General features: G+C 64.7%; 24 protein-coding genes. 14 read left to right on the forward strand and 10 right to left on the reverse strand.

What is annotated here, in order from left to right; translation table 11 throughout:
- Positions 1–231: 231 nt before the first annotated feature.
- Positions 232–981, forward strand: coding sequence for an ABC transporter ATP-binding protein (locus QA642_RS44275; protein ID WP_283087105.1), 750 nt, complete (start codon positions 232–234; stop codon positions 979–981).
- Positions 978–2,504 (forward strand): permease, encoded by a 1,527-nt coding sequence (locus tag QA642_RS44280; protein WP_283082430.1) that lies wholly within the window; start codon positions 978–980, stop codon positions 2,502–2,504. Before QA642_RS44275 ends, QA642_RS44280 begins: the two co-directional genes overlap by 4 nt.
- A 33-nt stretch (positions 2,505–2,537) precedes the next feature.
- Here QA642_RS44280 and QA642_RS44285 read toward each other — a convergent pair whose 3' ends face one another.
- Positions 2,538–3,704: an acyltransferase gene (locus QA642_RS44285; RefSeq protein ID WP_283082431.1), complete on the reverse strand. Its 1,167-nt coding sequence runs from the start codon at positions 3,702–3,704 to the stop codon at positions 2,538–2,540.
- A gap of 363 nt (positions 3,705–4,067) precedes the next feature.
- Between QA642_RS44285 and QA642_RS44290 the strand changes: the two genes are divergently transcribed.
- The 4 genes from QA642_RS44290 (at position 4,068) to QA642_RS44305 (ending at position 7,751) form a co-directional block, all read left to right on the forward strand.
- On the forward strand, positions 4,068–4,880 hold the full coding sequence (locus QA642_RS44290; RefSeq protein ID WP_283087106.1) for an MBL fold metallo-hydrolase: 813 nt from the start codon (positions 4,068–4,070) through the stop codon (positions 4,878–4,880).
- A 71-nt stretch (positions 4,881–4,951) separates the two neighbouring features.
- On the forward strand, positions 4,952–5,896 hold the full coding sequence (locus QA642_RS44295) for an EamA family transporter (RefSeq protein ID WP_283082432.1): 945 nt from the start codon (positions 4,952–4,954) through the stop codon (positions 5,894–5,896).
- 74 nt (positions 5,897–5,970) lie between these two features.
- The gene (locus tag QA642_RS44300; protein WP_283082433.1) at positions 5,971–6,501 is read left to right on the forward strand and encodes a hypothetical protein; all 531 of its coding nucleotides are present in this window, start codon (positions 5,971–5,973) and stop codon (positions 6,499–6,501) included.
- A gap of 197 nt (positions 6,502–6,698) precedes the next feature.
- A complete protein-coding gene (locus QA642_RS44305) occupies positions 6,699–7,751 on the forward strand; it encodes an amidohydrolase family protein (RefSeq protein ID WP_283082434.1) in 1,053 nt (350 codons plus the stop codon).
- Between the two features lie 82 nt (positions 7,752–7,833).
- On the opposite strand, the gene QA642_RS44310 is transcribed toward QA642_RS44305, so the two are convergent.
- Positions 7,834–8,289, reverse strand: coding sequence for a cupin domain-containing protein (locus QA642_RS44310; RefSeq protein ID WP_092212323.1), 456 nt, complete (start codon positions 8,287–8,289; stop codon positions 7,834–7,836).
- 235 nt (positions 8,290–8,524) lie between these two features.
- Between QA642_RS44310 and QA642_RS44315 the strand changes: the two genes are divergently transcribed.
- Complete coding sequence (locus QA642_RS44315; RefSeq protein ID WP_283082435.1) at positions 8,525–9,079, forward strand: hypothetical protein; 555 nt, start codon at positions 8,525–8,527, stop codon at positions 9,077–9,079.
- 227 nt (positions 9,080–9,306) lie between these two features.
- Here QA642_RS44315 and QA642_RS44320 read toward each other — a convergent pair whose 3' ends face one another.
- Complete coding sequence (locus tag QA642_RS44320; RefSeq protein WP_283082436.1) at positions 9,307–10,563, reverse strand: aminopeptidase; 1,257 nt, start codon at positions 10,561–10,563, stop codon at positions 9,307–9,309.
- A gap of 113 nt (positions 10,564–10,676) precedes the next feature.
- Complete coding sequence (gene pcaB, locus QA642_RS44325; protein WP_283082437.1) at positions 10,677–12,038, reverse strand: 3-carboxy-cis,cis-muconate cycloisomerase; 1,362 nt, start codon at positions 12,036–12,038, stop codon at positions 10,677–10,679.
- 445 nt (positions 12,039–12,483) lie between these two features.
- Between pcaB and QA642_RS44330 the strand changes: the two genes are divergently transcribed.
- Positions 12,484–14,037, forward strand: coding sequence for a winged helix-turn-helix domain-containing tetratricopeptide repeat protein (locus QA642_RS44330; RefSeq protein ID WP_283082438.1), 1,554 nt, complete (start codon positions 12,484–12,486; stop codon positions 14,035–14,037).
- 176 nt (positions 14,038–14,213) lie between these two features.
- Here QA642_RS44330 and QA642_RS44335 read toward each other — a convergent pair whose 3' ends face one another.
- Positions 14,214–14,636, reverse strand: a complete 423-nt coding sequence (locus QA642_RS44335) for a GFA family protein (protein WP_027562006.1) — start codon at positions 14,634–14,636, stop codon at positions 14,214–14,216.
- A 150-nt stretch (positions 14,637–14,786) separates the two neighbouring features.
- On the reverse strand, positions 14,787–15,575 hold the full coding sequence (gene mddA / locus QA642_RS44340) for a methanethiol S-methyltransferase (RefSeq protein ID WP_283082439.1): 789 nt from the start codon (positions 15,573–15,575) through the stop codon (positions 14,787–14,789).
- A 133-nt stretch (positions 15,576–15,708) separates the two neighbouring features.
- On the opposite strand from mddA, the gene QA642_RS44345 reads away from it, so the two are divergent.
- On the forward strand, positions 15,709–17,259 hold the full coding sequence (locus QA642_RS44345) for a winged helix-turn-helix domain-containing tetratricopeptide repeat protein (RefSeq protein WP_283082440.1): 1,551 nt from the start codon (positions 15,709–15,711) through the stop codon (positions 17,257–17,259).
- Between the two features lie 59 nt (positions 17,260–17,318).
- On the opposite strand, the gene irr is transcribed toward QA642_RS44345, so the two are convergent.
- Complete coding sequence (gene irr, locus QA642_RS44350; RefSeq protein ID WP_283087107.1) at positions 17,319–17,798, reverse strand: Fur family transcriptional regulator Irr; 480 nt, start codon at positions 17,796–17,798, stop codon at positions 17,319–17,321.
- Positions 17,799–17,981: 183 nt separating this feature from the next.
- Between irr and QA642_RS44355 the strand changes: the two genes are divergently transcribed.
- Positions 17,982–18,293, forward strand: coding sequence for a hypothetical protein (locus QA642_RS44355; RefSeq protein WP_283082441.1), 312 nt, complete (start codon positions 17,982–17,984; stop codon positions 18,291–18,293).
- Positions 18,294–18,296: 3 nt separating this feature from the next.
- Here the strand turns inward: QA642_RS44355 and QA642_RS44360 are convergent, their stop codons facing one another.
- From QA642_RS44360 to QA642_RS44370, 3 genes are all read right to left on the reverse strand, one after another.
- A complete protein-coding gene (locus tag QA642_RS44360; protein WP_283082442.1) occupies positions 18,297–18,866 on the reverse strand; it encodes a DUF2147 domain-containing protein in 570 nt (189 codons plus the stop codon).
- Positions 18,867–18,898: 32 nt separating this feature from the next.
- Positions 18,899–19,555 (reverse strand): DUF3313 domain-containing protein, encoded by a 657-nt coding sequence (locus tag QA642_RS44365; protein ID WP_283082443.1) that lies wholly within the window; start codon positions 19,553–19,555, stop codon positions 18,899–18,901.
- A gap of 296 nt (positions 19,556–19,851) precedes the next feature.
- A complete protein-coding gene (locus QA642_RS44370) occupies positions 19,852–20,487 on the reverse strand; it encodes a TetR/AcrR family transcriptional regulator (protein ID WP_283082444.1) in 636 nt (211 codons plus the stop codon).
- A 216-nt stretch (positions 20,488–20,703) separates the two neighbouring features.
- Here QA642_RS44370 and QA642_RS44375 point away from each other — a divergent pair, with 216 nt between their 5' ends.
- The 4 genes from QA642_RS44375 to QA642_RS44390 all read left to right on the forward strand — a co-directional run bounded on the left by QA642_RS44375 (position 20,704) and on the right by QA642_RS44390 (position 25,926).
- Positions 20,704–22,254, forward strand: coding sequence for an ABC transporter substrate-binding protein (locus tag QA642_RS44375; protein WP_283082445.1), 1,551 nt, complete (start codon positions 20,704–20,706; stop codon positions 22,252–22,254).
- 242 nt (positions 22,255–22,496) lie between these two features.
- The gene (locus QA642_RS44380) at positions 22,497–23,468 is read left to right on the forward strand and encodes an ABC transporter permease (protein WP_283082446.1); all 972 of its coding nucleotides are present in this window, start codon (positions 22,497–22,499) and stop codon (positions 23,466–23,468) included.
- Positions 23,465–24,304, forward strand: coding sequence for an ABC transporter permease (locus QA642_RS44385; RefSeq protein WP_283082447.1), 840 nt, complete (start codon positions 23,465–23,467; stop codon positions 24,302–24,304). Before QA642_RS44380 ends, QA642_RS44385 begins: the two co-directional genes overlap by 4 nt.
- Positions 24,305–24,306: 2 nt before the next feature.
- Entirely contained in the window at positions 24,307–25,926 is a 1,620-nt protein-coding gene (locus QA642_RS44390; RefSeq protein ID WP_283087108.1) for an ABC transporter ATP-binding protein, read from the forward strand.
- Positions 25,927–26,053 lie beyond the last annotated feature (127 nt).

The following is a 26,053-nucleotide window of genomic DNA, read 5'->3' on the forward strand; positions in this document are numbered from 1 at the left end:
TCTTTGTGACCGCCTCGCCGCATCTTGTGTCCAGTCGCTACGCAGTCGTTTCGCTGCGTTCGCGCATTCGTCCCAGCGCCAATTCAGCCCGAACCGCCAAGCGCTGTCAACAAACGGTGACTTGCCTTTAGTCGAAACCGGATGGTGGAATTTGTGGGCCGTAGATTCACGGTGCCGAAACATCTTCGGGTCATGGTCGCGGGCGATGCAAAACCGGATGGTGTGGCCGTCATGAAGCCGGACAAGTCGGCGCTCGAAGTCCGAGGGTTAACGAAGCGTTTTGACCGTTTGGCGGTCGACAGCCTCGATCTCACCATCCATGCCGGCGAATTCTATGCGCTGGTCGGCCCCAACGGCGCCGGCAAGACCACCACTTTGCGCATGGTTGCGGGCCTGCTCAGGCCCGATGCCGGCGCGGTCTCGATCTTCGGCATCGATGCGCTCCAGAACCCCGTCGCCGCCAAGCAAGTGATGGCCTGGGTGTCCGACGAGCCCATGATTTATGACAAGCTGACGCCGCTCGAATATCTCGAATTCGTCGCCGGCCTCTGGGGCATCGCGCCGTCGGTCTCCGAACCGGTCGCGCAGGAGCTCCTCACCTCGCTCGGCCTCGCGCCGCACCGGCATGAACGCTGCGAGGGCTTTTCCAAGGGCATGCGCCAGAAGGTGGCGCTGGCCGGCGCGCTGGTGCACGATCCCCGCCTCATCATCCTCGACGAGCCGCTGACCGGGCTCGACGCCGTCTCCGCCCGCCACGTCAAGGGGTTGCTGGGCGAGCGCGTCCGCGCCGGCTGCACCGTCATCATGACGACACACATCCTGGAAGTCGCCGAGCGCATGGCCGACCGCATCGGCGTGATCGCCTCGGGCCGCCTGGTCGCGGAGGGCACGCTCACCGAATTGCGCCAGCAGAACGGCCATGCCGACACCAGCCTGGAAGATCTCTTCATCGCGCTGGTGACGCTCCAGGAAGCCGCATGAGCTCGGCGACCGCGCTGTCCTGGTTTGCCCGCCACGAGCTCCGCCTCGCCTGGCGCGAATGGTTCGCCATGATGACGGGCGGACGGCGCAAGCGGGCGCGCGCGGCCGTCATCGGCCTTCTCTTCTTCGCAGCGCTGCTGCACGTCCCGGCCTGGGCCGTGATCGGCCGCTTCGCCGATCTGCAATTGCCGCTCGACAAATCCTCGCTGATCGTAATCACGGCGACGATTTTTCTGGCCTGGACCTTGATGCTGTCGCAGGCGATCGAATCCGTGACGCGGGTGTTTTACGCCCGCGCCGATCTCGACCTGATCATGTCCTCGCCAGCGACGCTCGCCAATCTGTTCTCGGTGCGCATCGCCGCCATCGCGCTCACCGTCACGGTGATGGCGCTCTTGTTCTCGACGCCGTTCATCGACGTGCTGGTGATCGGCGGGGGTCCGCGCTGGCTCGCGGCGTTCGGCGTCGTCATCGCCATGGGCCTGTCGGCCGCCGCGATCGCGATCGCCGTCACCATCCTCTTGTTCCGCTTGATCGGCCCGGCGCGGACGCGCTTTGCGGCCCAGATCCTGGCCGCGATCATCGGCGCCGGTTTCGTGATCGCGCTCCAGGTCGCCGCGATCATGTCCTACGGCACGCTGTCGCGCTTCACCATCCTGACCTCGGGGAGCCTTGCCGCCTATGCCCCCGATGTCGACAGCATCTGGTGGTGGCCGGCGCGGGCGACGATGGGCGACAGCGAAGCGCTGTTGCTGCTTCTGGCGCTCGGGCTCGTGCTGCTCGGAAGCGTAATGGCGATGTTCTCCGGCCGCTTCGCCGACACCGCGATCGATGCCGCGGCTTACGGCAGCTCCGGCCGCAGGCGTGCGAAGGAGCGTCCGTTCCGCAGCGGATCGCGGCAGCAGGCGCTGCGGCGCAAGGAATTCAAGCTGCTCTGGCGCGATCCCTGGCTGATCTCGCAGACCCTGATGCAGCTGCTCTACCTGGTGCCGCCTGCGCTCTTGCTCTGGCGCAGCTTTGCCGACAGCTCCGCGGCGGTGACGCTGATCACGCCCGTCATCGTCATGGCGGCCGGTCAGCTCGCGGGCGGCCTTGCCTGGCTGACGATCTCCGGCGAGGACGCCCCTGATCTCGTCGCCACCGCGCCGCTGACGCCGTCCAGCGTCATCCGCGCCAAGATCGAGGTGGTGCTGATCGCGATCGCCGCCATCTTCTGCCCGCTGATCGGCGCGCTCGCCCTCGCCTCTCCGTACCAGGCTGCGGTCAGCGCCGGAGCGATCATCATCAGCTCGGCCTCGGCGACCGCGATCCAGCTCTGGTTCCGGGTGCAGGCAAGGCGCAGCCAATTCCGCCGCCGCCAGACGTCGTCGCGGCTTGCGACCTTCGCCGAGGCGTTCTCCTCGATCGGCTGGGCCGCCAGCGCCGCGCTGCTGCTTGCCTTGCCGATCGCGGGCCTCATCAGCGGCTTGATCACCGCCGGCCTCGTCGCCATCACCTGGAAGTTCAGCCCGCGGCGGGAGTGACGGGCATCGGTTGCCTGCGAGGCCACCGCCGCTTCAGGTGTCGAAGGCCGGTTGTGTGCTGCGTAGAGCGGCGGCCTTGCGCCGATCCATCAGGCGCCTGACCCAGTTGCGCCCGGGCTCTTCCACGAAGCGATATGTTGCGACCGACAGCAGCACGGTCAGCACCAGCATGGCGATTTGGAGGAGATCGCCAAGCCAGAGCGATCCATTCAAGGAGACCACCTTCGTTGGTTCATGGTCCGAGCTGAGCGCATAGGAGACAAACAGATCCATATGCCCGAGACGCTCGACGACCATGAGGATCGCCCGCACAACCGCCCTGACGAGCGGATGCAGCATGTAGATCGAGTAGGTCAGGGTCCCGATCATGAGCATGAATGGCGCCGTCAGCCGATGGCTGACCCCGCCGGCCTCACGCGCGAACACGAGAACGACGAGCGTGAACACCAGTGGCGAGGCCACCTGCAGGATGACGCTGCTTCCCGCGACCGAAACATACCCAACGACGAGCATCAGGCTCGCCGCCTCCAGCCATGTCTCGCCTGATGGCGCCAGGCGCGCTCGCAAGAGCGGGAAGCGCTCGCGCAACTCGAAGCAGACGACGCCGAGTGCAAAGCCATAAAGGCAGCGCACGAGCCCGTAGTCGTAGGTCGCGTTCATCCCATCGGGGCTGATGGCGGCGAGCACGACCGGCCCGACAACGATCGGGAGCAGCCAGGGCCAGATCGCAGGCCCGATCCTGCTCACGACGGCCGCGAAGATCACGTAGGCGGCGAACTCGGTGCTGATGCTCCAGCTCGCGAAGTTCAGCCAGTTCTGCGGATTGACGCCGAGCCCCTGCACGAGAAGGACATTGGTGATGACGGCCTGGAGCAGGTTCGCCCCGACGCCGTCCTTCGTGGCATCGATGGGGATGAACAGCAGCAGCGTCACGAGGTGCAGCGGGTAGATCCGCCCCAGCCGCAGCATGAGAAAGCGGCCCGTGCCGAAGCCCGCGGCGAGGCGCGAACGATAATTCGACGCGATGACAAAGCCGCTCAGCACGAAGAAGAAATCGACGAACAAATAGGCATGTCTGGTGAGCGGCAGGAAGGACAGATGGCTGATCACGTCGAAGTGAAACAGCGCGACCATGCAGGCGCAAATGCCGCGCCAGCTGTCGAGCGCATGATATCGGGTGATGTTTTCAGCCGAGGCCATCGAAAACGGGTAGGCAGAAAACGCCACTGTCACAAGCAAGGGTTGAATCTATACTTAATGTGTCAGGCAGTCGCGGCATGACGCAGCGGCAACGACTCGACGGCGGTCTGGGCGCGCGAGAGCGGCACAAGCAGCTATATCGGCTTCGGGTCCGCTACGCTGCAACTCGGCTGGACCGGCATCGCCGCCGATGTCTCGACCTATGCGCTCAGCGTCCAGAACACCAGCGGTGCGATCCACTATGTCACCGCCCAGCTCTCCTGAGCTATGTCACTTTTCCGGATCATGCCTCGACGGCATGACGCCCGAACGATTCGAAGCTACACTGACCGGATCGTCGACTGAATGGCGGGCGGACTGATGATGTCTCGACTCTTGCTGACGGCCTTGGCGTTCTTCGGCTGGCTGCTGGCGCCTGCCCTTGCCCAGCAGCCACAGCGCAGCGAGTGCCTGGCGATGGCCAATGCCGCGCCGCGGGTCATGTCGGTCGCCTTCAGGAAGGCGGCGGCCGCCGCGGAGGTCGAGATCACCTATGCCGGCCACTCCACCTATTTCATCGACACGCCCGGCGGCTTGCGCATCGCGACCGACTATAGCGGCGCCTATCAGGTGGGCCGGCTGCCCGACGTCGTCACCATGAACCGGGCCCACAGCACCCACTACAGTCTGTTTCCCGACCAGCGCATTCCCCATGTGCTGCATGGTTGGGGCGACGACGGCAAGCCGGCGATCATCTCGGAACGCATCGGCGACACCTTCATCCGCAACGTCACCACGGACATCCGCCGCTATTTCGGCGACGATGCCGGCGTCGACATGATCCGCGACGGCAATTCGATCTTCATCTTCGAGGTCGCCGGCCTCTGCATCGGCCATCTCGGCCATCTCCACCACAAGCTCGACGACAGCCACTTTGCCCAGATCGGGCGGCTGGATATCGTGATGGTGCCGATCGACGGCACCTACACCATGTCGCTGGGCGGCATCTCCGACATCACCAAACGCCTGCGCGCGTCCGTGGTGCTGCCGATGCATCGCTTCGCCACGCCGCTCGACGAGTTCATGGACCGCATCGGCCAGCAGTTCGAGATCGACCGGCGCAACGCGCGCTCGTTCCGGATGTCGCGCGATGCACTGCCGTCGAAGCCGACGGTGATCATCCTCGACGGAGTCTGACCCGCAAAAGCGGGAACGCATGAACCGCCTGCGACTTGGTTGCTTCGAGATCGTCTTCGATCGGAGCAATCATGAGCAGAAGGTTCCTCATCATCGGCGCGTTCGCCGCCATCTATCTGCTATGGGGTTCCACCTACTTCGCCATCACGCTGGGCCTGAAGTCGATCCCGCCATTTCTGCTGATGGCGCTTCGCTCGCTCTGCGGCGGCATCGTGTTATTGGCGATGAGCGGTGGACAGATCGCGAGCGTGTCGTTGCAGGCATGGGCCATGGCGAGCCTGTGCGGACTGTTCTTCTTCGTCGGCTGTCACGGCGTGCTCGCCTTCGCCCAGCAATCGGTTCCTTCGGGCGTGGCAGCCATCGTGCTCGCCACGATCCCGTTCTGGATCCTGCTGATCGATCTCGTGTTCCCTGGGGATCAGCGGCCGCGGCCCGTTGCCCTGCTGGCGCTCGTGCCGGGCTTCCTGGGCGTTGGACTCGTGGCATGGCAGAACGTCGAGCAGGCCGGCATCAGCATTCTTCCCGTCGTCCTCCTGCTGGCTGCGGCCTTGTCGTGGTCAGCCGGGACCGTGCTGTCCCGGCGCATGTCGAGCCAGACGTCCGCCATCCTGCTGTCAGGCATGCAGTTGTCGATCGGCGGTGCCGTGCTGTTCGCGATCAGCTGGCTGACGGGCGAGATCGAAAGCTTCAGGCCGGGCGACGTCTTGCCGATGTCGCTCGCAGCAGCGCTTTGGCTGATCATCGCCGGCAGCGTGATCGGATTCGTCGCCTACAACTGGCTGCTGGAGAACGTCTCGACCTCACTGGTGTCGACCTACACTTTCGTCAACCCGGTGATCGCGGTGCTGCTCGGCACCGTCGTGCTGGGCGAACCGTTCTCGCCCATGATGCTGCTCGGCGCGGGGCTCGTCATCGTCTCTGTCATCGTGATTTGGCGCGCGGAGCGCACAGAGAGCGGACGGACGAAAGATGAGGCCGATCGGGGCATCAAGAATATGGCCCTGCACAAGACCTGACGATCGCGGACGGCAATTTTCTCCAAGTCATCCGCGGTCCGCTCGTGCTGATCTCCGGACAACGGGAGATCGACATGACCGACTTTGCGAGATTGTTGCACGCCGATGGACCAAATCCGGAGCACGCATCGGCGCTCCAGCTCTATGGCCGCTTCGTCGGCGATTGGCGCGCCGAGATCACCGCTCGTGGCGCCGATGGAACGAAACACACCGCGCCGGGCGAGATCCATTTCGGTTGGGTGCTGGAGGGCCGCGCCGTGCAGGACGTCTGGATCATTCCGCGGCCCGCCGGCAGCCCGGCCTTTCCAGTCGCGGGCAATTGGTACGGCACGACGCTGCGGGTCTATGATCCCTCCATTTCCGCGTGGCGGATTTCCTGGTTCGATCCCGCACGCTGCGTCTTCCGGCAGCAGATCGGCCGCGCGCGCGGCGCCGATATCGTGCAGGAAGGCACGACCGAAGCGGGCGAGCTGACACGCTGGAGCTTTACCGAGATCACCGAGGATTCCTTCCATTGGCTCGGCGAGGTCAAGCCTGCCACGGCAGACGCGTGGCAACTGGTGGTCGATGTGAGGGCGACACGGTGCAAAAGCGCGATGGCATGAAGATGCATCACCATCGCGCTTTTGGTTATTGTATGAGCATGATCTTTTCGGAAAACCGCTACGCACTTTGCCGGATCATGCTCTAGGGCTGAGCGCTGTGCTTGCGATGACGGGTGCGGTTGCGCAGCGCGCGCTGCTGCGTGAGGCGATGAGGTGCTAGGCTCCCCCCACAAAGAATATAGAGGGAGCGAACGCCTATGGCCGCAACTGGCTTGTCCGCCAACACGAGCGGGCTGTTCGTCGAGCCGCGCGAGGACTGGCTCGCGCAACATCAGGAGGAGATCATCGATCCGGCCCGGCCGATCGTCGATCCCCATCACCATCTCTGGAATCGCGGACACCGCTATCTGATCGAGGAGATGGCTGACGACATCGCCTCCGGCCACAACGTCATCGCCACCGTCTATGTCGATTGCCGCTCGATGTATCGCGCGCATGGACCCGAGGCATTTCGGCCCGTCGGCGAGGTCGAGTTCGCGAGCGGCGTCGCCGCCATGAGCGCGAGCGGTGGCTACGGCAAGGCGGCGATCTGCGCCGGCATCGTCAGCCACGCCAATCTGCTGCTGGGCGATGCCGCAAGGCCGGTGCTGGAAGCGGAGATCGCGGCGGGCAACGGCCGTTTCCGCGGCATCCGGCATTCCTCGGCCTGGGACCAGGATCCCGCCGTCGCCGGCATGTACGCGAACCGGCCGAAGGAATTGTTGCGGGACCCGACCTTCCGCAAGGGCTTTGCCTGCCTCGCGCCGCTGGGCCTCAGCTTCGATGCCTGGCTGTTCCATCCGCAGATCGGCGAGTTGACCGAGCTCGCGCGCGCCTTCCCCGACACCAGAATCGTGCTCGACCATTGCGGCGGTCCGGCCGGCATCGGTCGCTTTGCCGGACGGCGCGAAGAGGTGTTTCCGCAGTGGCGCGCCTCGATCCAGGAGATCGCCAAATGCGAAAACGTGGTGGTCAAGCTCGGCGGGCTCGCGATGTGCCTGCTCGGCTACGACTTCCATCTGCGCGAGAAGCCGCCGTCATCCGAGGAGCTTGCGGCGGCGTGGCGCCCCTATGTCGAGACCTGCATCGAGGCGTTCGGCGTGAGGCGCGCGATGTTCGAGAGCAACTTTCCGCCGGACAAGGGCCAGTGCAGCTACCAGGTGATCTTCAACGCCTTCAAGCGCATCGCAGCGCCTCTGAGCGAGGCCGAGAAGACGGCGCTGTTCTCGCAGACCGCGACGGATTTCTACCGGCTCGATCTGCCGTCATGACGAGAAGAGGGGCCGGGATGTTGATCCCGACCCCTCTTCGTCGTGGCCGCTGGGAAGCGTGCTTGAAACTTTATTGTTTGCTCTAGCCGGCGCCCATCAGCGAGGCCGGACGGCGTTCGCCGGTCGAGACGAACATTTTCTTGAGCTTGTTGACGACGCGGATCAGGAAACCGATCATCACCGGATTGGTCTTGCGGCAGAACGCGATCTTCTTGACGTAGCCCTCGACGTGCCATTTGGCATGGGCGCCGTCGCGGAAGAAGATGACGTCGCCGGGGCCGTAGCGCTTCGGCGGCATGCCGTCGCTTTCGAGCACGATCGATCCTTCCATGATCATGATCGTCTCGTCGATGTCGTAGTACCAGTTGAAGCGGCCTTCGGTGCAGTGCCAGATGATGGTCGAGGCGGTGCCGTCGGCACTGGTCGACAGGATATGCGAGCGCGACACCGGGTTGCCCTCGATGATCCAGGACGGCTCGATCGGCCGCAGCTCGAGGTCCACATTGCAACTACCGACTTCAATCAATGCGCGCGACATCTGCTTCCCCAAGGAATATAATATGGCTTGCCGGGTCTCGGCCCGGATTGTTTCCAAAGATGTTGGAACGCTAGTAGCCGGTTTTTAATTCTTTCTTACGCAGGCCCCGCAAATCAGCCGCAAGTTGCATGTGCGAAGCAGCAAACGCGACGATTTCCCTGCAAATCCGCGCACATGAACCCATCTTTTCCAGGGTGCGACAAAATGCGCGAAGCAGCCAAAGGAGCCCATGCCGATGCCCCTGACGCCCGAGGTCCTCACAGCCAACGATGAGGTCGTCGCCTGGCTCGGCAGCCTCGATGTCTCCTTCGCGCCGGACGAAGAGACCTGGTTCACCATCGACGGCATCGAAAGCCCCCGGCAGATCGGCAGTGACAGCGCCGGCGGCGCCTTTGTCCTGCTGCCATCGCAGAATGTGCTCTACGTCTCATCGGAGGGCCGCGCCGGGATCATCGCGGAGAATTTCGAGGCGTTCATCCAGCTCGTGATCGCCCGCCCCTACTGGCTCGACATCCTGAAATTTTCCGCCGGCGGCGACCTCGCCGAGATGCGGCGCGCGGCCGATGCGCTGGAGGCGACACTCGACGACGAGGACGACATCAACGAGGCCCGCGAGCAACTCCGTGCTGCGCTTGACCTGCCGGACGCGAATGATCCGGTCAGCGCGCTCTACGACGCGGTCGCTGCTTCCGACGTCGTCGTGCGGGCGACCGACGCCAGCCCGTTCACGACGCTGTTCAACCGCTTCAGCATCGACAACAACCCGATGCTGCGCGACGCGGCGGCCTGAAACGAATCATAGAGTGAGAGTTCAGGAGGGATTGTCGCCTGGACCTTCACCTCTCCCCAGCGGGGAGAGGTCGGATTGCTCAGGCGCGCAATTGCGCGCCTGAGCAATCCGGGTGAGGGGCCGCGGCACCCAGCGAGACCAGAACCCCTCACCCGCATCGCATCTTGCGATGCGACCCGACCTCTCCCTACGGGAGAGGTGAAGAGCTCCCGGGGCTCGAGCGTGCCCTACTTCGCCCACTCGCCCTTGCGGAACACCGGCACCTTGCTGCCGTCAGCCAGGATGCCGTCGATGTCGGTTTCGGCGGTGCCGATCATCCAGTCGATGTGGATCAGGCTCTGGTTGCCGCCTTGGGCGGCGATCTGCTGCGGCGTCAGCTGCGCGCCGTTGACGAAGCACTTCGAATAGCACTGGCCGAGCGCGATGTGCGAGGCCGCGTTCTCGTCAAACAGCGTGTTGTAGAACAACAGTCCGCTTTGCGAGATCGGTGAGGAATGCGGCACCAGCGCCACCTCGCCGAGGCGTCGCGCACCCTCGTCGGTGTCGAGCACCTTGTTCAGCACCTCCGCGCCGCGCGAAGCTTTTGCGTCGACGATCTTGCCGTCCTCGAAGCGCACCGCGATGTTGTCGATCAGCGTGCCCTGATAGGACAGCGGCTTCGAGCTCACGACATGGCCGTAGACGCGCCGGCAATGCGGCGTGGTGAAGACCTCCTCGGTCGGGATGTTGGCGTTGCAGCTGATGCCGTTCTTGGAGAGCGAGGCGCCGCCTTCCCATTCATGACCGTCGGCGAGCCCGATGGTGAGGTCGGTGCCGGGTCCCGAATATTGCAACGCGCGAAAGCGCTGGCCGTTGAGCCAGTTGTTGCGCTCGCGCAGCACCGCATTGTGGCTCGCCCAATTGCCGATCGCGTCCTCGCGGTCGACGCGCGACGCCGCGAAGATCGCATCCGCGAGCTTGCCGATCGCGACGTCTTCCGGATCGTTCGGAAACACCTGCTTGGCCCAGGACGGGCTCGGATAGGCGATGATATTCCAGTTGGTGTCGAAATTGACGATCTTTTCCAGCGCCGGCTGATAGGCCATCGAATTGGCCTTGCTGGCGCGCGCGACCTTGGACGGATCCTCGCCCGACAGCAGCATCGGATTGTCGCCGACGATGGCGAGCCGCGCCGTGTTGTCGGAGAATGCCTTGGCCATGCCCTCATAGAGCCAGCCGGCGGCGCGGTCGAAACTGTCGTCGTGACCGTGGCGGTAGCGCGCCAGCGTCATCTCCTCGTCCGACAGGATCGGCGTCACGATGCCGGCGCCGGCCTTGTAGGCATGCACGGCGATCCGCCGCACCAGCGGCAGCGCGATCGCGGGCGCCGTCAAGAGCAGATCCTGTCCCGGCCGCAAGCCCAGGCCCACCTTCACCGCCACCTCGGCCAGCCGGTCGAGTTTCGCGGGATCGATGGGAGCGGCGGAATTGCGGTGATCAGTCATGCGGAGTCCTCTGCCGAAAGTCTGACGTTCAATCTAAGCCTAGCATCGCGAGACACAAGTGCGCGAGCACCTTGCGACACATGAAAGATACGCAATTTCACCCATCTTGGTTTTCAACGCGTTGCGGATTTCAGCACCCGGTCGACCATCGCGGGCGCGAGACCGAGGTAATTTTTCGGTGAGGTGAGCGCCTCGATCGTGGCGCGGTCGATGCGGCTTGCGACGCGGGAATCGGACGAGAGCGCGTCCGCCAGCGTCAGGCCCTTCTCGTTGGCGAGCCGGCAGGCGTCGTAGACGACGTCATGCGCCTCCTGCCTTCCGATCTGCGGCGCGAGCCCCATCATGACCGCTTCGGCCACGATCAGGCCGCGGCTGATGGCGAGATTGTCGTTCATCTTCGCTTCGTCCACGATGAGGCCGGCGAGCGCGAACTTGGCCTGGTGCAGCGCGCCCGCGGTGAGCACAAAGCTTTCGGGGATGGCCATCCATTCGGCGTGCCAGGGACCGGTGGCGCGTTCGAAGTCCTGCACCATCGCGTCCAGCATCAGCCCGGCGTGCTGGCGCACCGCCTTGCTTGCCGCGAGCATCAGCTCCGAGGAGATCGGGTTGCGCTTCTGCGGCATGGTCGAGGAGGCGCCGCGGCCCTTGACGAAGGGCTCATAGAGCTCGGCGAACTCGGTCGAGGCCATGATCATGATGTCGAGCGCGATCTTGCCGAGCGAGCCGGTGACGAGCGCGAGGAAGTTCACGCCTTCCGCAAAGCCGTCGCGTGCGACATGCCAGGTCGAGGCGGGCACCCCGAGCTTCAGCTCCGCGCAGAGCGCCTCCTGCACCTCAAAACCCTTGTCGCCGAGCGAAGCAAGCGTGCCGGCAGCGCCGGCGAACTGGCCGACCAGGACGCGCGGCTTCAATTGCTTCAGACGCTCGGCGTGGCGGTCGAACATCGCGAGCCAGATCGCCGTCTTGTAGCCGAACGTGACCGGCAGCGCCTGCTGAAGATGGGTGCGGCCGGCCATCGGCGTGTCGCGATAGCGCTTCGAGAGGTCCGCAAGGATTTTTCGGAGCTCGGCGATGTCGCGCTCGATGATCTCGAGGCCCGCGCGCAGTTGCAGCACCACGGCGGTGTCCATGATGTCCTGCGTGGTCGCGCCCCAATGCACGTAGCGGCCGGCCTCCCCGCACTGCTTCACCATCTGATGCACCAGGGGGAGGATCGGATAGCCGACGATGTCGGTCTCCTGCCGCAGCAGATCGAAATCGAGCGCGGCGACGTCGGTCCGCGCCGCGATCTGGTCGGCCGCCTCCTGCGGGATCACGCCGCATCGCGCCTCCGCTTTCGCCAGCGCCACCTCGACCTCGGCATAGCGGCCGACCAGCGCGACGTCGGAAAACACCTCGCGCATCTCCGGCGTGCCGAAGGCGTCGCGGAACAGCATGGAGTCGAGCACGGTGGTGGAGGCGGGAAAAGCGGGCATGGGCGTTTCTTTATGGTTGGCGTTTGTGTGGAGGGCAGCTTACGCGGGGCGTGCTGTTCGGCAATGGACATTCACTGTTCGGTGCATATGCAAATGCCGTCATTGCGAGGAGCTCTTGCGACGAAGCAATCCAGAATCCCTCCGCGGAAAGACTCTGGATTGCTTCGCGGAGCCTGTCATCGGGCCGCGCTTCGCGCGGACCCGTTGGCTCGCAATGACGAAGGAGAGGACGGAGGCCGCATGAGCGCAGCGATACCTCGCGAGAAGCTGTCGGAAATGGCCACAATTCTAATTCCGGTTGTATTCCCCCTTGAAATCCGCATGGCAGCCATCACGCAAACGTGCTGAACCCTGTTGCCCCTTCGGCGGACTCACAGACTTCAAGTCGAAATCCATTTTCGATTTCATCATTGCCAGATGTTGCCGTGAGGATTGAGTTTTCGACGTGCAGTTTCTGTTCCGGGATCACCTTCTCGACACCGACCGGCGCGAGCTGAGCCGCGAGCAGGTTCCCGTGGCCGTGGAGCCGCAGGTTTTCGATCTCGTCGTCCACCTCATGGAAAATCGCGATCGCGTCGTCAGCAAGGACGAGCTGATCGACAAGATCTGGCACGGGCGCAGCGTCTCCGAATCCACCCTGACCAGCCGGATCAACGCGGCGCGGAAGGCGATCGGCGACAGCGGCGCGAACCAGGCCCTGATCCGCACCATCGCGCGCAAAGGCTTCCGCTTCGTCGGCGACGTCCAGACCCAGTTCGGCGCGGCCGAGCCCGGCCGTATTGCCGCAGCGCCGCAGATCACGCTCGCGCTGCCCGACCGGCCCGCGATCGCGGTGCTGCCCTTCACCAACATGAGCGGCGATCGCGAGCAGGATTATTTTTCCGACGGCATCAGCGAGGACATCATCACCGCGCTGTCGAAGCTGCGCTGCTTCTTCGTCGTCGCGCGCAACTCCTCCTTCATCTACAAGGGCCGCGCCGTGCACATCCACGAGGTCGCGCGCGAGCTCGGCGTGCGCTACGTGCTCGAAGGCAGCGTGCGGCGGAGCGGCGAGCGGCTGCGCATTTCGGCGCAGCTCAACGACGTCTCGACCGGCAGCCATCTCTGGGCCGAGCGCTACGACCGCGAGCTCGCCGACATCTTTGCCGTGCAGGACGAGATCACCGAGGCGATCGTCGCCGCGATCGAGCCGCAGCTCTATGCCGCCGAGAGTTTTCGCGCGCAGCAGAAGCCGCCGGGGAGCCTGGATGCCTGGGACCTCGTGATGCGCGCGCTGTCGCATTACTGGCGCATCACGCGCGAGGACAATGCCGCCGCGCAAGGCCTGCTGGAAAAGGCTATTGCGATCGATCCCGCCTATGGTAAGGCGCTCGGCCTGTTCGCAACCAGCCATATCTTCGGCGCGCATATGGGCTGGGCCGACATGGCCATGACCGTGCCGGTCGCCGAGCGCGCCGCGGTCGCAGCGGTGGCGGCCGATCGCGACGACGCCTGGGCCCATCACGGCCTCGGCTATACGTATCTCTTCCGCCGCCGCTTCGACGACGCGCTGGCGGAGTTCGAGCTGGTGCTAAAACTCAATCCGAATTTCGCGATGGCGCACGCCTTCCATGGCGTGACGCTGTGCTACGCGGGAAGATGGCAGGACGGCGATGCCGCCGCGCGCCGCGCGCTGCGGCTCAGCCCGCGTGATCCGCTGGCCGCGATCTATTGCGGCGTTGTCGCCTATGCCCAGTTCATCGGCCACAACTATGAGGCATCCATGCAGATGGCGCGGGAATCGATGCGGCAGCGGGCCGATTTCGTCGGCGCCCATCGCGTGCTGACGGCGGCGGCCGGCATGTCGGGCGATCCCGAGCTCGCGGCCTCCGCGCTGCAAGGTCTGAACCGTGCCCAGCCTGGCATCTCGCTCGCCTGGATCACGCGCGAGCTGCCGATGCTGCGGGCCGAGGATCGCGAGCATTACCTGGAAGGATTGCGGCGCGCGGGGATGAGGTAGGCGCTACACTGACGGTGCACCCTCTCCCCTTGTGGGAGAGGTGGATTCGATGCAACGCATCGAAGCCGGGTGAGGGGTTTCTATCCTCGCGAGCGGTCTTGCATGCGGAGGGAAACCCCTCATCCGGCGCTTCGCGCCACCTTCTCCCACAAGGGGAGAAGGAAGAACAGAGTCCCCTACTCCTGCATCATCTCGCCGCTGCCGCCGAACTCGGCGGGGAAATCCTTCAGCTTCGGCAGCCCGTCGCGCATCGGCAGCACGGTCTCGGCATAGTTGACGTGGACGCCCGGCGTAAACGCGAGCGTCGGGATGGTCGCGGTGAAGACGTCGATCAAGTCGAGCGGCGGATGGTTGGTCATGAGATGGCCGCCGCACTTCCTGCAATATTTGCGCTGGCTGAGCGGCGTCTTCACAAAAGTCTCGACGTGCTGGGCGCCTTCGGTGATGCGCACCGCTTCGGGCTTCCACAGGCTGAAGGCGTTCACCGGTCCGCCCGACCACGACCGGCAGGAGCGGCAATGGCAATAGCCCATCGCCGCCGGCTCCCCCGTGACCTCGATCGTGACCGCGCCACAGAAGCAGTTTCCGACATGTTTCATTGGGTCGTCTCCGTTGAGTATGAGATTTGGTGAGTGAGAAGAGATTTGGTCAGGCGAGCAGGCTGCGCACTCCCCGTTCGTCGAAGGAGGGGCGAAGAGACACCGCCGCGCATCCTCCTTTCGGAGGACGCGCGCGGATGGACGCGAGGCCTATACTGACCGGCGCCAGGGAATAAGCATCGAAACCCGTTGTTTGTACTGCCGGTATTCGTCGCCAAAGAGGCCGATGAGATCGTGCTCCTCCAGCGCGATGCCGACGAAAATGTACATCGTGGTCACGGCCGCGAACAGCAGGTGGCCGACGGTCATCACAGGCGCCGCCCAGAACGCGATGATGAAGCCGAGATAGATCGGATGACGGACGAACTTGTAGAGCATCGGCGTCTTGAAGCGCACCGGCGCCTCCTCCTTGCCGACGAGATGGTTGGTCACCTGGCTGAGGCCGAACAACTCGAAATGGTTGATCATGTAGGTGCTCATGAACACCAGCACCCAGCCGGCGAACGACAGCGTGACCATGGTCACGGCAAGGTCCGGATTGCCGACGTCCCATACGACCGATGGCAACGGACGCCACTGCCAGAACAGGAGCAGCAATGACAGGCTCGCGAACAGGACGTAGGTCGAGCGCTCCACCGCCTTGGGGACGAATTGCGTCCACCATGCCTTGAAGCGCTGACGCGCCATCACGCTGTGCTGAACGGCAAACAGGGTCATCAGCAGCAAGTTGATGATGACGGCCTCGGCCGTCGGCGTGTCGGTTCCGGTGTCGATCGTCTTCGGCACCACCAGCCCCATCACGAAGCCGATAGCGTAGAGAATGGTGACGAAAAACACGAGATATGCCGCAATTCCGTACAGAAAGGCGATGAACTTGAAAACGCGTGAGCCCGCAATGTCCGGGCCGATCGAATGAACCTGATGATCAATTTGGGTCATAGAACGCTCCGTTGTGCCGAAGCATCGGCACTATTTGGTCTTCGCACCATGCCGGATCGGCCTGCCAGAGACTTTCGCGGACGGTTGATTTTCGCCTGAGACGACTTTGATTTTTGCTTGAGACGACAGAAACGTGCGATTTCTCTTTGAAAACAACGTGCTCGACGGCGACCTGCGGGAACTGACCTGTGACGGCGCAGCCGTGCCGCTGCAGCCGCAGGTGTTCGATTTGCTGCTTTATCTGGTCGCGCAGCGCGCCCGCGTGGTCACCAAGGATGACCTGATCAGCGCGATCTGGAGCGACCGAATCGTGTCGGATTCCGCGCTGAACAGCCGGATCAACGCCGCGCGCAAGGCGATTGGCGACGATGGTGCGGCGCAGCGGCTGATCAAGACCATCCCGCGCAAGGGCTTTCGTTTCGTCGGCGAGGTCCGGGAACAATCGGCAGCGCCATTGGCGGCGACCGAGCCCGCCCCTGCCAGGCCGCGCACTGCTGCGGACCGGCCGGCGATCGCGGTGCTGGCCTTCGAGAACATGAGCGGCGATCCCGCGCAGGATTATTTCGGCGACGGCATCAGCGAGGACATCCTCACCGCGCTGTCGAAGCAACGCTGGTTCATGGTGATCGCCCGCAACTCGTCCTTCACCTACAAGGGACGCGCTGTCCATATCCGGCAGATCGCCGAGGAGCTCGGCGTCCGCTACGTCGTCGAGGGCAGCGTGCGCAAGGCCGACAATCGCGTGCGCATCACCGCGCAGCTCAACGACGCCACGTCAGGCAGCCATCTCTGGGCCGAGCGCTACGACCGCGAGCTCGTCGACGTCTTCGCCGTGCAGGACGAGATCACCAACGCGATCGCCGCGGCGATCGAGCCGCAGATCCACGCGGCCGAGAATTTCCGCAGCCGTCGCAAGCCGCCCGCGAGCCTGGACGCCTGGGACCTCCTGGTGCGGGCGCTGTCGCATTACTGGCGGGTGACGCGGCAGGATCACGAGGCCGCGCGGGCGCTGCTCGAGCGCGCGATCGGGATCGATCCGAACTACGGCCAGGCATTGTCGGTGCTGGCGGCGAACCACATGTTCGGCGTGCATCTCGGCTGGGCCGAGCTCGCCCGCGTGGCGCCGGCCGCGGAAGCCGCTGCACTGAGGGCGGTGCGCTGCGACCACGAGGATGCCTGGGCGCATGCCGCGCTCGGCAGCGTGTTCTTCTCGACGCGCCGGCTTTCGAACGCGCTGTCCGAGTTCGAGCAGGCGCTCGCGCTCAATCCCAACTTCTCGCTGGCGCAGGGCTATTACGCGCTGGCGCTGTCCTATGCCGGACGCTCACGGGACTCGTTCGACGCGGCGCAGCGGGCGATCCGGCTGTCGCCGCGCGATCCCTCGCTCGCGATCTATCACGGCATCGCCGGCTATGCCCGCTTCACCGAGCGGCACTATGACGAGGCCATCGCGCTCGCGCGCGAGGCGATCCGCCACCGCGGCGACCTCACCGGCGCCTACCGCGTGCTCGCGGTGTCCGCCGGCATGACCGGCGACGCCGCGCTGGCGGAGAGCGCGCTGGGCGAGCTGCGCCGCACCCAGCCGGGCATCTCGCTGCACTGGATCGCGACGCAGCTGCCCTGGGCCAGCGAGGCCGACCGCGAGCATTACCTGGAAGGGTTCCGGCGCGCGGGGTTGAGGTGACATCTCTTACCCTCCCCTGGAGGGGGAGGATAAGAGCGGAGGGTAAGAGCGCGGCGGCGTTACATGCTCTTTCGGCGCAGATGCACGATGACGTCGAGCCGCGCGATCTCATGGCCGGGAAGCGCCTCGGGCATTCTGGTGAAGGCGAGGCCATCGGCGACATCGACCAGCACATCCTCGCCTTCGAGGTAGAAGTGCGGGTGCACTGACGTGTCGGTATCGAAGAACGACTTGATGCCGTCAGCGGCGATCCGGCGCAACAGGCCGGCTTCCGTGAACTGATTCAGGGTGTTGTAGACGGTCGCAAGCGACAGATAGGCGTTCGCGGCCATTGCCTCTTCATAAAGGCTCTCCGCGGTGACGTGACGGTGGCCGCGCAGGAACAGCAACTGGCCAAGCGCCAGGCGCTGGCGGGTTGGCCGCAGGCCGGCATCGACGAGCAATTGCAGGCAGTGCCGCATGCCCTCATCAAGCTCAGGTCCGACGCAGTCAGATCCGCTGTCGTCGGCCGTAGCGATATTCGTGGCCTGCATGTCCATCGATCGTCTCACGTCTGCAAGAACCAGGACGCGCAACAGAACATCCCGCCAGTTGCTATTGGATCGCAGAAGCGGCGACCCGGCGTTGATCCGGATCAAATTCGGCGCCGCCCCGCCTCTGACCTATCGCAAGGCTGTCCGGTTTATTCCCGGCCACAATGCGAAGATATCGATGAGGCTCACATGTCCAGGCCGGTTCCCGACAAGGCAGAGGTCGCGCTCGAATATCCCGACAAGTTCTATGTCGGCACCTTCGAGCATTCATCGCGTTTCGAGGCGCGGCTCGACGGCAGCGGCGTTGCGCTCGTGCTGCAACATCCGGGCGCGGCCGATGAGCGCAAATCGGTGCACCTGCACATCAATTTCGGGCTGCTCGCCGGCATCCTGCGGGAGCTTGCCGGCAGCGTCGCCGCCCTCCCCAAGGACGACATCGCACATCGCGAGCAGCTCGCAGACGCGCTCGACGAATTGCGAAAGGCGCTGCGGACGCCCTGAAGGCTACTTCGTTTTCACCTGGATCGGCTTCGGCGCCGGCACGGCGGCCCATTCCTTGTCGGCGCGGGGGCCGTTGAGATCGCCGGTCAGTCCGACGAGCTGGCCGGGTAGCACGTCGAGCGTCTGCTGCCAGGTCTGGGTCTGGCACAGAAATCTTATGAGGCAGCCCTTCAGCTTGAGGCGGTCGGGAGACTCGCGCCAGAGCGAGACCGAATAGGACCTGCCGTCCTCGGCATTATAGATCTCGCCCGCAAACCGCCCCTCGGCCGTCGCCTGCAAGCCCATGATGAACTGGTGGCCGAGCAGCGCCCGGGCGCGCTTGTCGGGATCCGGATTCTGGCTGTCGCGATAAGGCTGGCCGCGCTTGTCGGCGGGCTCTTTCATCCAGACGATGAAGCCGCAGATGCGATCGCGCGAGGGACCGCAGCGCTCGAGCCGGATGCGGGCGCGGCCGTCCTCGACCAGCCAGGTGCCGCTCGGATCCGGCGGTGCGGCGGCGCCGGCGCGGTCGCCAAAGGCCATCAGCACGATCGTGATCGCGATGCGCAGCACGAAGCGAAGCAGGAGGTTCATCAGTGGCACCTTTCGTTGGATTGGTCGCGGCGTCAGTTCAGTTGCGCCATCAGCGCGTCGGCGCCCTTGTCGAGGCCGGCGGTGGCGGCTGCGAGCGCGCCTGCGGTGGCCTTGATGTCGTAGGCGCCGGGATATTGCTTGGTGACGTAGGCGCTGATCAGCCGTGAGGTCGTGGCGTCGAAGATCTCGACGCCGTAGATGACCGAGCCGGTCAAGGTGCCCTCGCCGTCGCGCGCGGCCTGCACGCCGTTATAGACCGCACCGGCGACGTCGAAGCGGGAGAGCGTGCCGAGCACGGGCGTGTTGGTGACGGCGCCGGTAAGCGTCAGCCTGATCCGCAGCGTGTTCGGCCCGCGATCGCGCACCAGCGCGAAGCGGCCCCGCAGCCGGTCGGCGAAGCAATTCTGCATGTGGGCGGCGAGCGTCGCCTTGTCCTTGGCGGACATGTCGCCGAACTGATGATCCTTGCCGCGGTAGATCACGACGGGATCGAGGATCACTTTATTATAGGCGCGCCAGTCGACCGGCGTGGAATAGCGATAGGGCACACGGCCGTCCGACTTGTCTGGCACCATGTAGGCCGACGACGCCATCTCCGAATAGGGCACGGGCACGACCGAGGCGCAGCCGGCCGCGGCCACGCAAAACAGCAGCGTTCCCAGACCGCGCAGCGCGATCGAGCGATCCATTCCAGACTCCTCAAGTGGCTTTTGTGAAAGGCCGATTTTGCAAGAGGCCTTTTTGGGAAGGTCTTTTGAGAAAAGCTTCGGTGGCCGCAGCCGCGTATGGGACCAGACGCGGCTGCGGCGCTCACCATCGCCGGCCCGGGGCTTCTCCGGGGCCAGTTCGGAAGCCTCGGGCCGTCTCAGTGTTTCGATTTATAAAACCGACCAGTTGGTTTGTAAAGTCGCAAAATGACAGCCTGACGCATTTGGCCGCAGGCGCGGCTTTGAGCAGGTCATGGCAAGCTTTCGTTAACGATGAATCAGGCGCGCTTGCGCCGCGTTGCGGCCTTTGCCGCCGACGGCGCCGCAGATTTGGCGGCGCGCGTGGCCGGCTGTTCGAGGCCGGTCCACTGCGTATCATCGAGCAGGCGCGCGAACAGTCGCTGGTGCTCGTCCTTGTCGAGCGGCGACATGCCAAACAGCGAGCTCAGCAGCAGGCCCATCGCGCCGGCCCAGCGCAGCATCGCAAGATCGGGATCGGTGGCTTCTTCCCTGATCGCCGCCATCCTCTCCATCTCGCGCTCGCGCGGCAACGCCATCAGGCGGGGATTCTCGACCATGGCTGCAACCAGCGCCAGCGCAGCGGAGTTCGGCGAGGCCGCGGCTTCGCGGACGGTGGCGAGCTGGGTCGCCAGATTGGGATTGGCGGAGGTCTTGCTCACCTTCGCCATATAGGCTGCCGAGAATTCCTCAAAATGCGCCATCTGGCGCTCGAGCAACGCCTTCAGCACCGCCTCCTTGGTGCGGAACTGGTGCATCACGCCGCCCTTGCTGAGACCGCTCTCGCGCGCGATCGCATCGAGCGTCAGTCGGCCCGGACCGTCGCGCGCGATGATCGCGATGGCCGCTTCGAGCGCGGCATTGCGGGATCGTTCGGAGCGGGTGGCGTTGTCCATGGCCGACTTGTCTCCGTGACAAGACAATGAATCAAGTAAAAACGGGACGCGCTGTACATTTTTTGGGCGAACGCTGTCGAGACTTTCATCTTGCGGCGCCGAATGGGACTGTGTGAGCCTCGATATCGGATGGGGACTGAGATGGGCCGGCCGTCGCTTCGCGCGCGAGCACGTCGCGAAGCGTTTGCGGCCGGCCGCGCTTGAGAAAGATACGATATGCCAAAACGAGTGTTGCTTGGTCTCCTCCTGGCTTGCGGCCTCACGGCCCCGGCGCTGGCGCAAGAGCCGAAAACGGGGGGCGTGATCAATGCCGTGATCCAGCCCGAACCGCCCGGCCTGATGCTTGCGCAGGTCCAGAACGGCCCGACCCAGATGGTCTCGGGCAACATCTTCGAGGGCCTTTTGCGCTACAGCCCCAAGCTCGAGCCGCTACCGGAGCTGGCCGAAAGCTGGAGCGTCAGCGAGGACGCCAAGACCTACACCTTCAAGCTCAAGAAGGGCGTGACCTGGCATGACGGCAAGCCCTTCACCGCCGCCGACGTTCTGTTCTCGATGGAGATGCTGAAGCAGACGCACGCCCGTGCGCGCACCAATTTGGCGCAGGTCGACAAGATCGAGACGCCGGACGACTATACGGTGGTCTTCACGCTGAAGCAGCCGTTCGGTCCGTTCCTCGGCATCTTCGAGGTCGGCTCGATGCCGATGGTGCCGAAACATCTCTACGAAGGCACCGACTGGAAGACCAACCCCTACAACAACGCACCGGTCGGCACCGGCCCCTTCATGTTCAAGGAGTGGCAGAAGGGCTCGTTCATCCGCCTGGTCAAGAACCCGAACTACCACGAAAAGGGCAAGCCCTACATCGACGAGATCTACTGGCAGATCATCCCCGACGCGGCCGCGCGCTCGGTGGCGTATGAGACCGGCAAGGTCGACGTTCTGCCCGGCGGCTCGGTCGAGAATTTCGACGTGCCGCGCCTCTCCAAGCTGAAGGACACCTGCGTCACCGGCGCCGGCTGGGAGTTCTTCTCGCCGCTGGCCTGGCTATGGCTGAACAACCGCCAGGGGCCGCTCGCCGACAAGCGGGTGCGGCAGGCCATCATGTACGCGATCGACCGCGATTTTGCCAAGGACGTGATCTGGAACGGGCTCGGCAAGGTCGCGACCGGCCCTTCGTCCTCGGCCATCAAATACTACACCGACGACGTGAAGAAATATCCGTACGATCCGGCCAAGGCCAAGGCGCTGCTGAAGGAAGCCGGCTACAAGGGCGAGAAGATCCGCCTCTTGCCGCTCGCCTATGGCGAGACCTGGCAGCGCTGGGGTGAAGCGGTGAAGCAGAATCTCCAGGACGTCGGCATGAACATCGAGACGATCGCCACCGACGTTGCCGGCGGCAACCAGAAGATCGGTGACTGGGACTACGACATCGCCTTCACCTATCTCTACCAGTATGGCGATCCCGCCCTCGGCGTCGGCCGCAATTACATCTCCAGCAACATCGCGAAGGGACAGATCTTCAACAACGTCGAGGGCTACGTGAACCCGGAGATCGACAAGCTGTTTGCCGACGGCGCGACCGCGACCCCGGATTCCAAGCGCAAGGAGATCTACGACAAGGCGCAGAAGATCCTGGTCGAGGACGTGCCGGTGGCCTGGATGCTCGAGCTGCAATTCCCGACCATCACGCGCTGCAAGGTCAAGAACCTGATCACCACCGGCATCGGCGTCAATGACGGTTTCAAGGACGCATGGCTCGACAAGTGATGAGCCTCTTACCTCTCCCCGCCTGCGGGGAGAGGTCGACGCGCCCCGAGCGATGCGAAGCATCGTCTCGCGCGCGGCGGGTGAGGGGGTACATGTCCCTCGGCAACGTCCTGCCGTGGGGAGAGGCCCCTCACCCCAACGCTCTCAGAGCGAGCGAAGCTCGTCTCGCCCCCGCAAGGGCGGGGCGAGGGAGCGCACTGCCCCAGTGATTCCTGGTCAACTCACCAAGATGACTTTCTAAGATGCTCTCCTTCGTAGCCCAGCGTGTCCTCAAGGGCGTGATCGTCCTGCTCGCGATCGTCGTCCTCAATTTCTTCCTGATCCGGCTTGCGCCCGGCGATCCCGCGGTCGTGATGGCGGGCGAGGCCGGCGCCAGTGACCAGGTCTTCGTCAAGCAGCTCCGGGAAAAGTTCGGCCTCGACAAGCCGCTGCCCGAGCAGCTCTTCATTTACGTCAAGGGCGTCGTCAGCCTCGACCTCGGCTTCTCCTTCCGCCAGCAGGCGCCGGTCGCGAAGCTGATCGGCGAGCGGCTGCCGGCGACGCTGCTGCTGACGCTGACGGCATTCGCGATTTCGCTCGCGCTCGGCGTTATCTTCGGCACCTTCGCCGCGCGCTTTGCCGGGACCTTCCTCGACACCGCCATCACCGTGTTCGCGCTGATCTTGTATGCCATGCCGATCTTCTGGGTGGCCTTGATGGGCATCCTCCTGTTCTCGGTCACCATGGATTGGCTGCCGAGCTTCGGTTACGAAACGGTCGGCGCCAACTACACCGGGCTTGCCCATGCGGTGGACGTCGCAAAGCACCTGGTCATGCCCGCGATGACGCTCGGCCTGTTCTTCATGGCGACCTATACCCGCATGACGCGCGCCTCGATGCTCGAGGTGAAGCGCCTCGACTTCGTCAAGACCGCGCGCGCCAAGGGCCTCAGCGATGCCGTGATCCAGCGCCGCCATGTGCTGCGCAACGCGCTGCTGCCGGTCGTGACGCTTGCTGGCGTGCATTCCGGCACACTGATCGGGGGCGCCGTCATCACCGAGACCGTGTTCGCCTGGCCCGGCATCGGCCGCCTGATGTACGACGCCCTGCTGCAGCGCGACTACAACCTGCTGCTCGGCGTGTTCGTGATCTGCTCCGCCATGGTGCTGATCTTCAACCTCATCACCGACCTCGTCTATCGCCTGGTCGACCCGCGCATCGAATTCGCCTCATGAAACAGTTCTGGAAATCGATGCTGAAGAGCCCCAGCGGCGTCATCGGGCTCGTCATCTTGCTCTTCGCGATCTCGATCGCGGTGTTCGGACCGATGCTGTTCCCGAACTCGCCCTGGCGCATGGTGCAGCGGCCGTTCCTGCCGCCGTTCACGCTCTCGACGGTACCGCTCGGCACCGACGCGCTCGGCCGCGACGTCTTCGCCGGCATGATCTTTGGCGCCCGCGTCTCGCTGCTGGTCGGCCTCGTCTCCACGCTGGTCGCACTCGTCGTCGGCGTGCCCATCGGCGCCATGGCCGGCTATTTCGGCGGCAAGGTTGACGACGCCTTGATGCGCTTTACCGAGTTCTTCCAGACCATTCCGAGCTTCGCGCTCGCCATCGTGCTGGTTGCGATCCTGCAGCCCTCGATCTATTCGATCGTGGCCTCGATCGCGGTGGTGAGCTGGCCGCCGGTCGCGCGCCTCGTCCGCGGCGAGGTGCTGTCGCTACGTACGCGCGAGTATGTCCAGGCCGCAATCGTCACCGGCCAAAGCAACAGCTGGATCATCCTGCGCGAGATTTTGCCGAATGCGTTGTCGCCGGTGATCGTGCTGGCATCATTGATGGTGGCGACCGCCATCCTCCTGGAATCCTCGCTGGCCTTCCTCGGCCTCGGCGATCCCAATCTGATCTCCTGGGGCTACATGGTCGGCGCCGGCCGCACCGTGATCCGCCAGGCCTGGTGGATCACGGTGTTTCCCGGCGTCGCCATCCTGATCTCGGTGCTCGGGCTGAACCTGATCGGCGAAGGGCTCAACGACGCGCTCAATCCGCGCCTGTCGCGGGAGGGCCGCTGATGATGACCGCGCCGCCTGCCGTCTCCATCAAGAACTTGCGGATCGCGCTGCCCAAGGGCGCCGAGCGCCCCTTCGCGGTCGACGGTGTTTCGCTGGACTTGCGGCCCGGCAAGATCGTCTGCGTCGTCGGCGAGTCCGGCTCCGGCAAGTCGATGTGCGCCCACGCGCTGATGGGCCTGCTGCCCGATACGGTCTCGGTCACATCAGGCGAGATCCAGTTCGAGGGACGCGACCTGCTCAAGCTCGATGACGACGGCTGGCGCGATTTGCGTGGCCGCCGGCTCGCGATGATCTTTCAGGAGCCGATGACCGCGCTCAATCCGTTGATGCGGATCGGCGACCAGATGGCGGAGATGTTCGAGGCCCACGGCCTGCTCACGCCGAAGGAGCGGCGCGCGAGGGCGTTGGCGCTGGCGCGCGAGGTCGGCCTGCCCGACCCCGAGCGCATCGTGCGCGCCTATCCGCACCAGCTCTCCGGCGGTCAACGCCAGCGCGCCATGATCGCGATGGCGCTCGCGCTCGAACCGGCGGTGCTGGTCGCGGACGAGCCGACCACCGCGCTCGACGTCACCACGCAAGCACAGATCCTCAAACTGATCCGCAACCTCCAGCGCAACCGCAACATGGCGGTGATGTTCATCACCCACGACTTTGGCGTGGTTGCCGATATCGCCGACCAGGTCGTGGTGCTCAGGCACGGCAAGGTCGTCGAGGAAGGTCCCGCCGCGACCGTATTCAACGAGCCGCGGCATGACTACACCAAGGCGCTCCTCGCTGCCGTGCCGTCGATGGATCCGCCGAAACGCGCGCCGCTCGACGACCAGGCCAGGGCCGTCGAGGTGATCGGGCTGGACAAGACCTATGTCACGTCGGGCGGCTGGTTCCGCGAGGATCGCCGTGTCGATGCCGCGCGCGCAGTCAACTTCAACATCCTCAAGGGCGAGACGCTCGGCCTCGTCGGCGAGTCCGGCTCCGGCAAATCGTCGGTCGCGCGCCTCGTGATGCGGCTGATCGAGGCCGACTGTGGCACGGTGCGGATCGGCGAGACCGACCTCACACAGCTCTCCGGCAGGGCGCTGCGCGCCGAGCGCCACCGGATCCAGATGATCTTTCAGGATCCGTTCGCTTCGCTCAACCCGCGGCGCAAGATCGGCCACATCATCGCCGACGGCCCGATCGCAGCGGGCACCGATCCCAAGGTCGCGTTCGAGCGCGCTCGCGATCTCCTCAAGATGGTCGGCCTGGATGCCGGCGCGCTCGAGCGCTATCCGCACGAATTCTCCGGCGGCCAGCGCCAGCGCATCGGGATTGCCCGCGCGCTTGCACTGGAGCCCGAGATCATCGTCGCGGACGAAGCCGTCTCTGCGCTCGACGTCTCCGTGCAGGCGCAGGTGCTAAAGCTGCTCGAAGATCTCAAGGCACGCCTTGGCCTCTCGATGCTGTTCATCACCCACGACTTACGCGTCGCGGCTCAAATCTGCGATCGCATCGCGGTGATGCAGCGCGGCGCCATCGTCGAGCTGAAGCCGACCGCGCAGCTCTTCGCCGCGCCGGAGCACGCCTACACGCGCGAACTGCTCGTGGCGGTGCCGGGACGGAAGGAACGTGCGCCGGCGGCGTGAGACCGCAAATCGCGACTATCGCTTGGCCGGAGGGTTCGTATTGTTCCAGTTGGGGACCGAGTTGGTCACACCGACGGACGGCTGATTAGATGTTCCGACCGATGGCGCGGTGACCGTCCCGACAGTT

The sequence above is a fragment of the Bradyrhizobium sp. CB2312 genome (assembly GCF_029714425.1).
Taxonomy (GTDB): Bacteria; Pseudomonadota; Alphaproteobacteria; order Rhizobiales; family Xanthobacteraceae; genus Bradyrhizobium.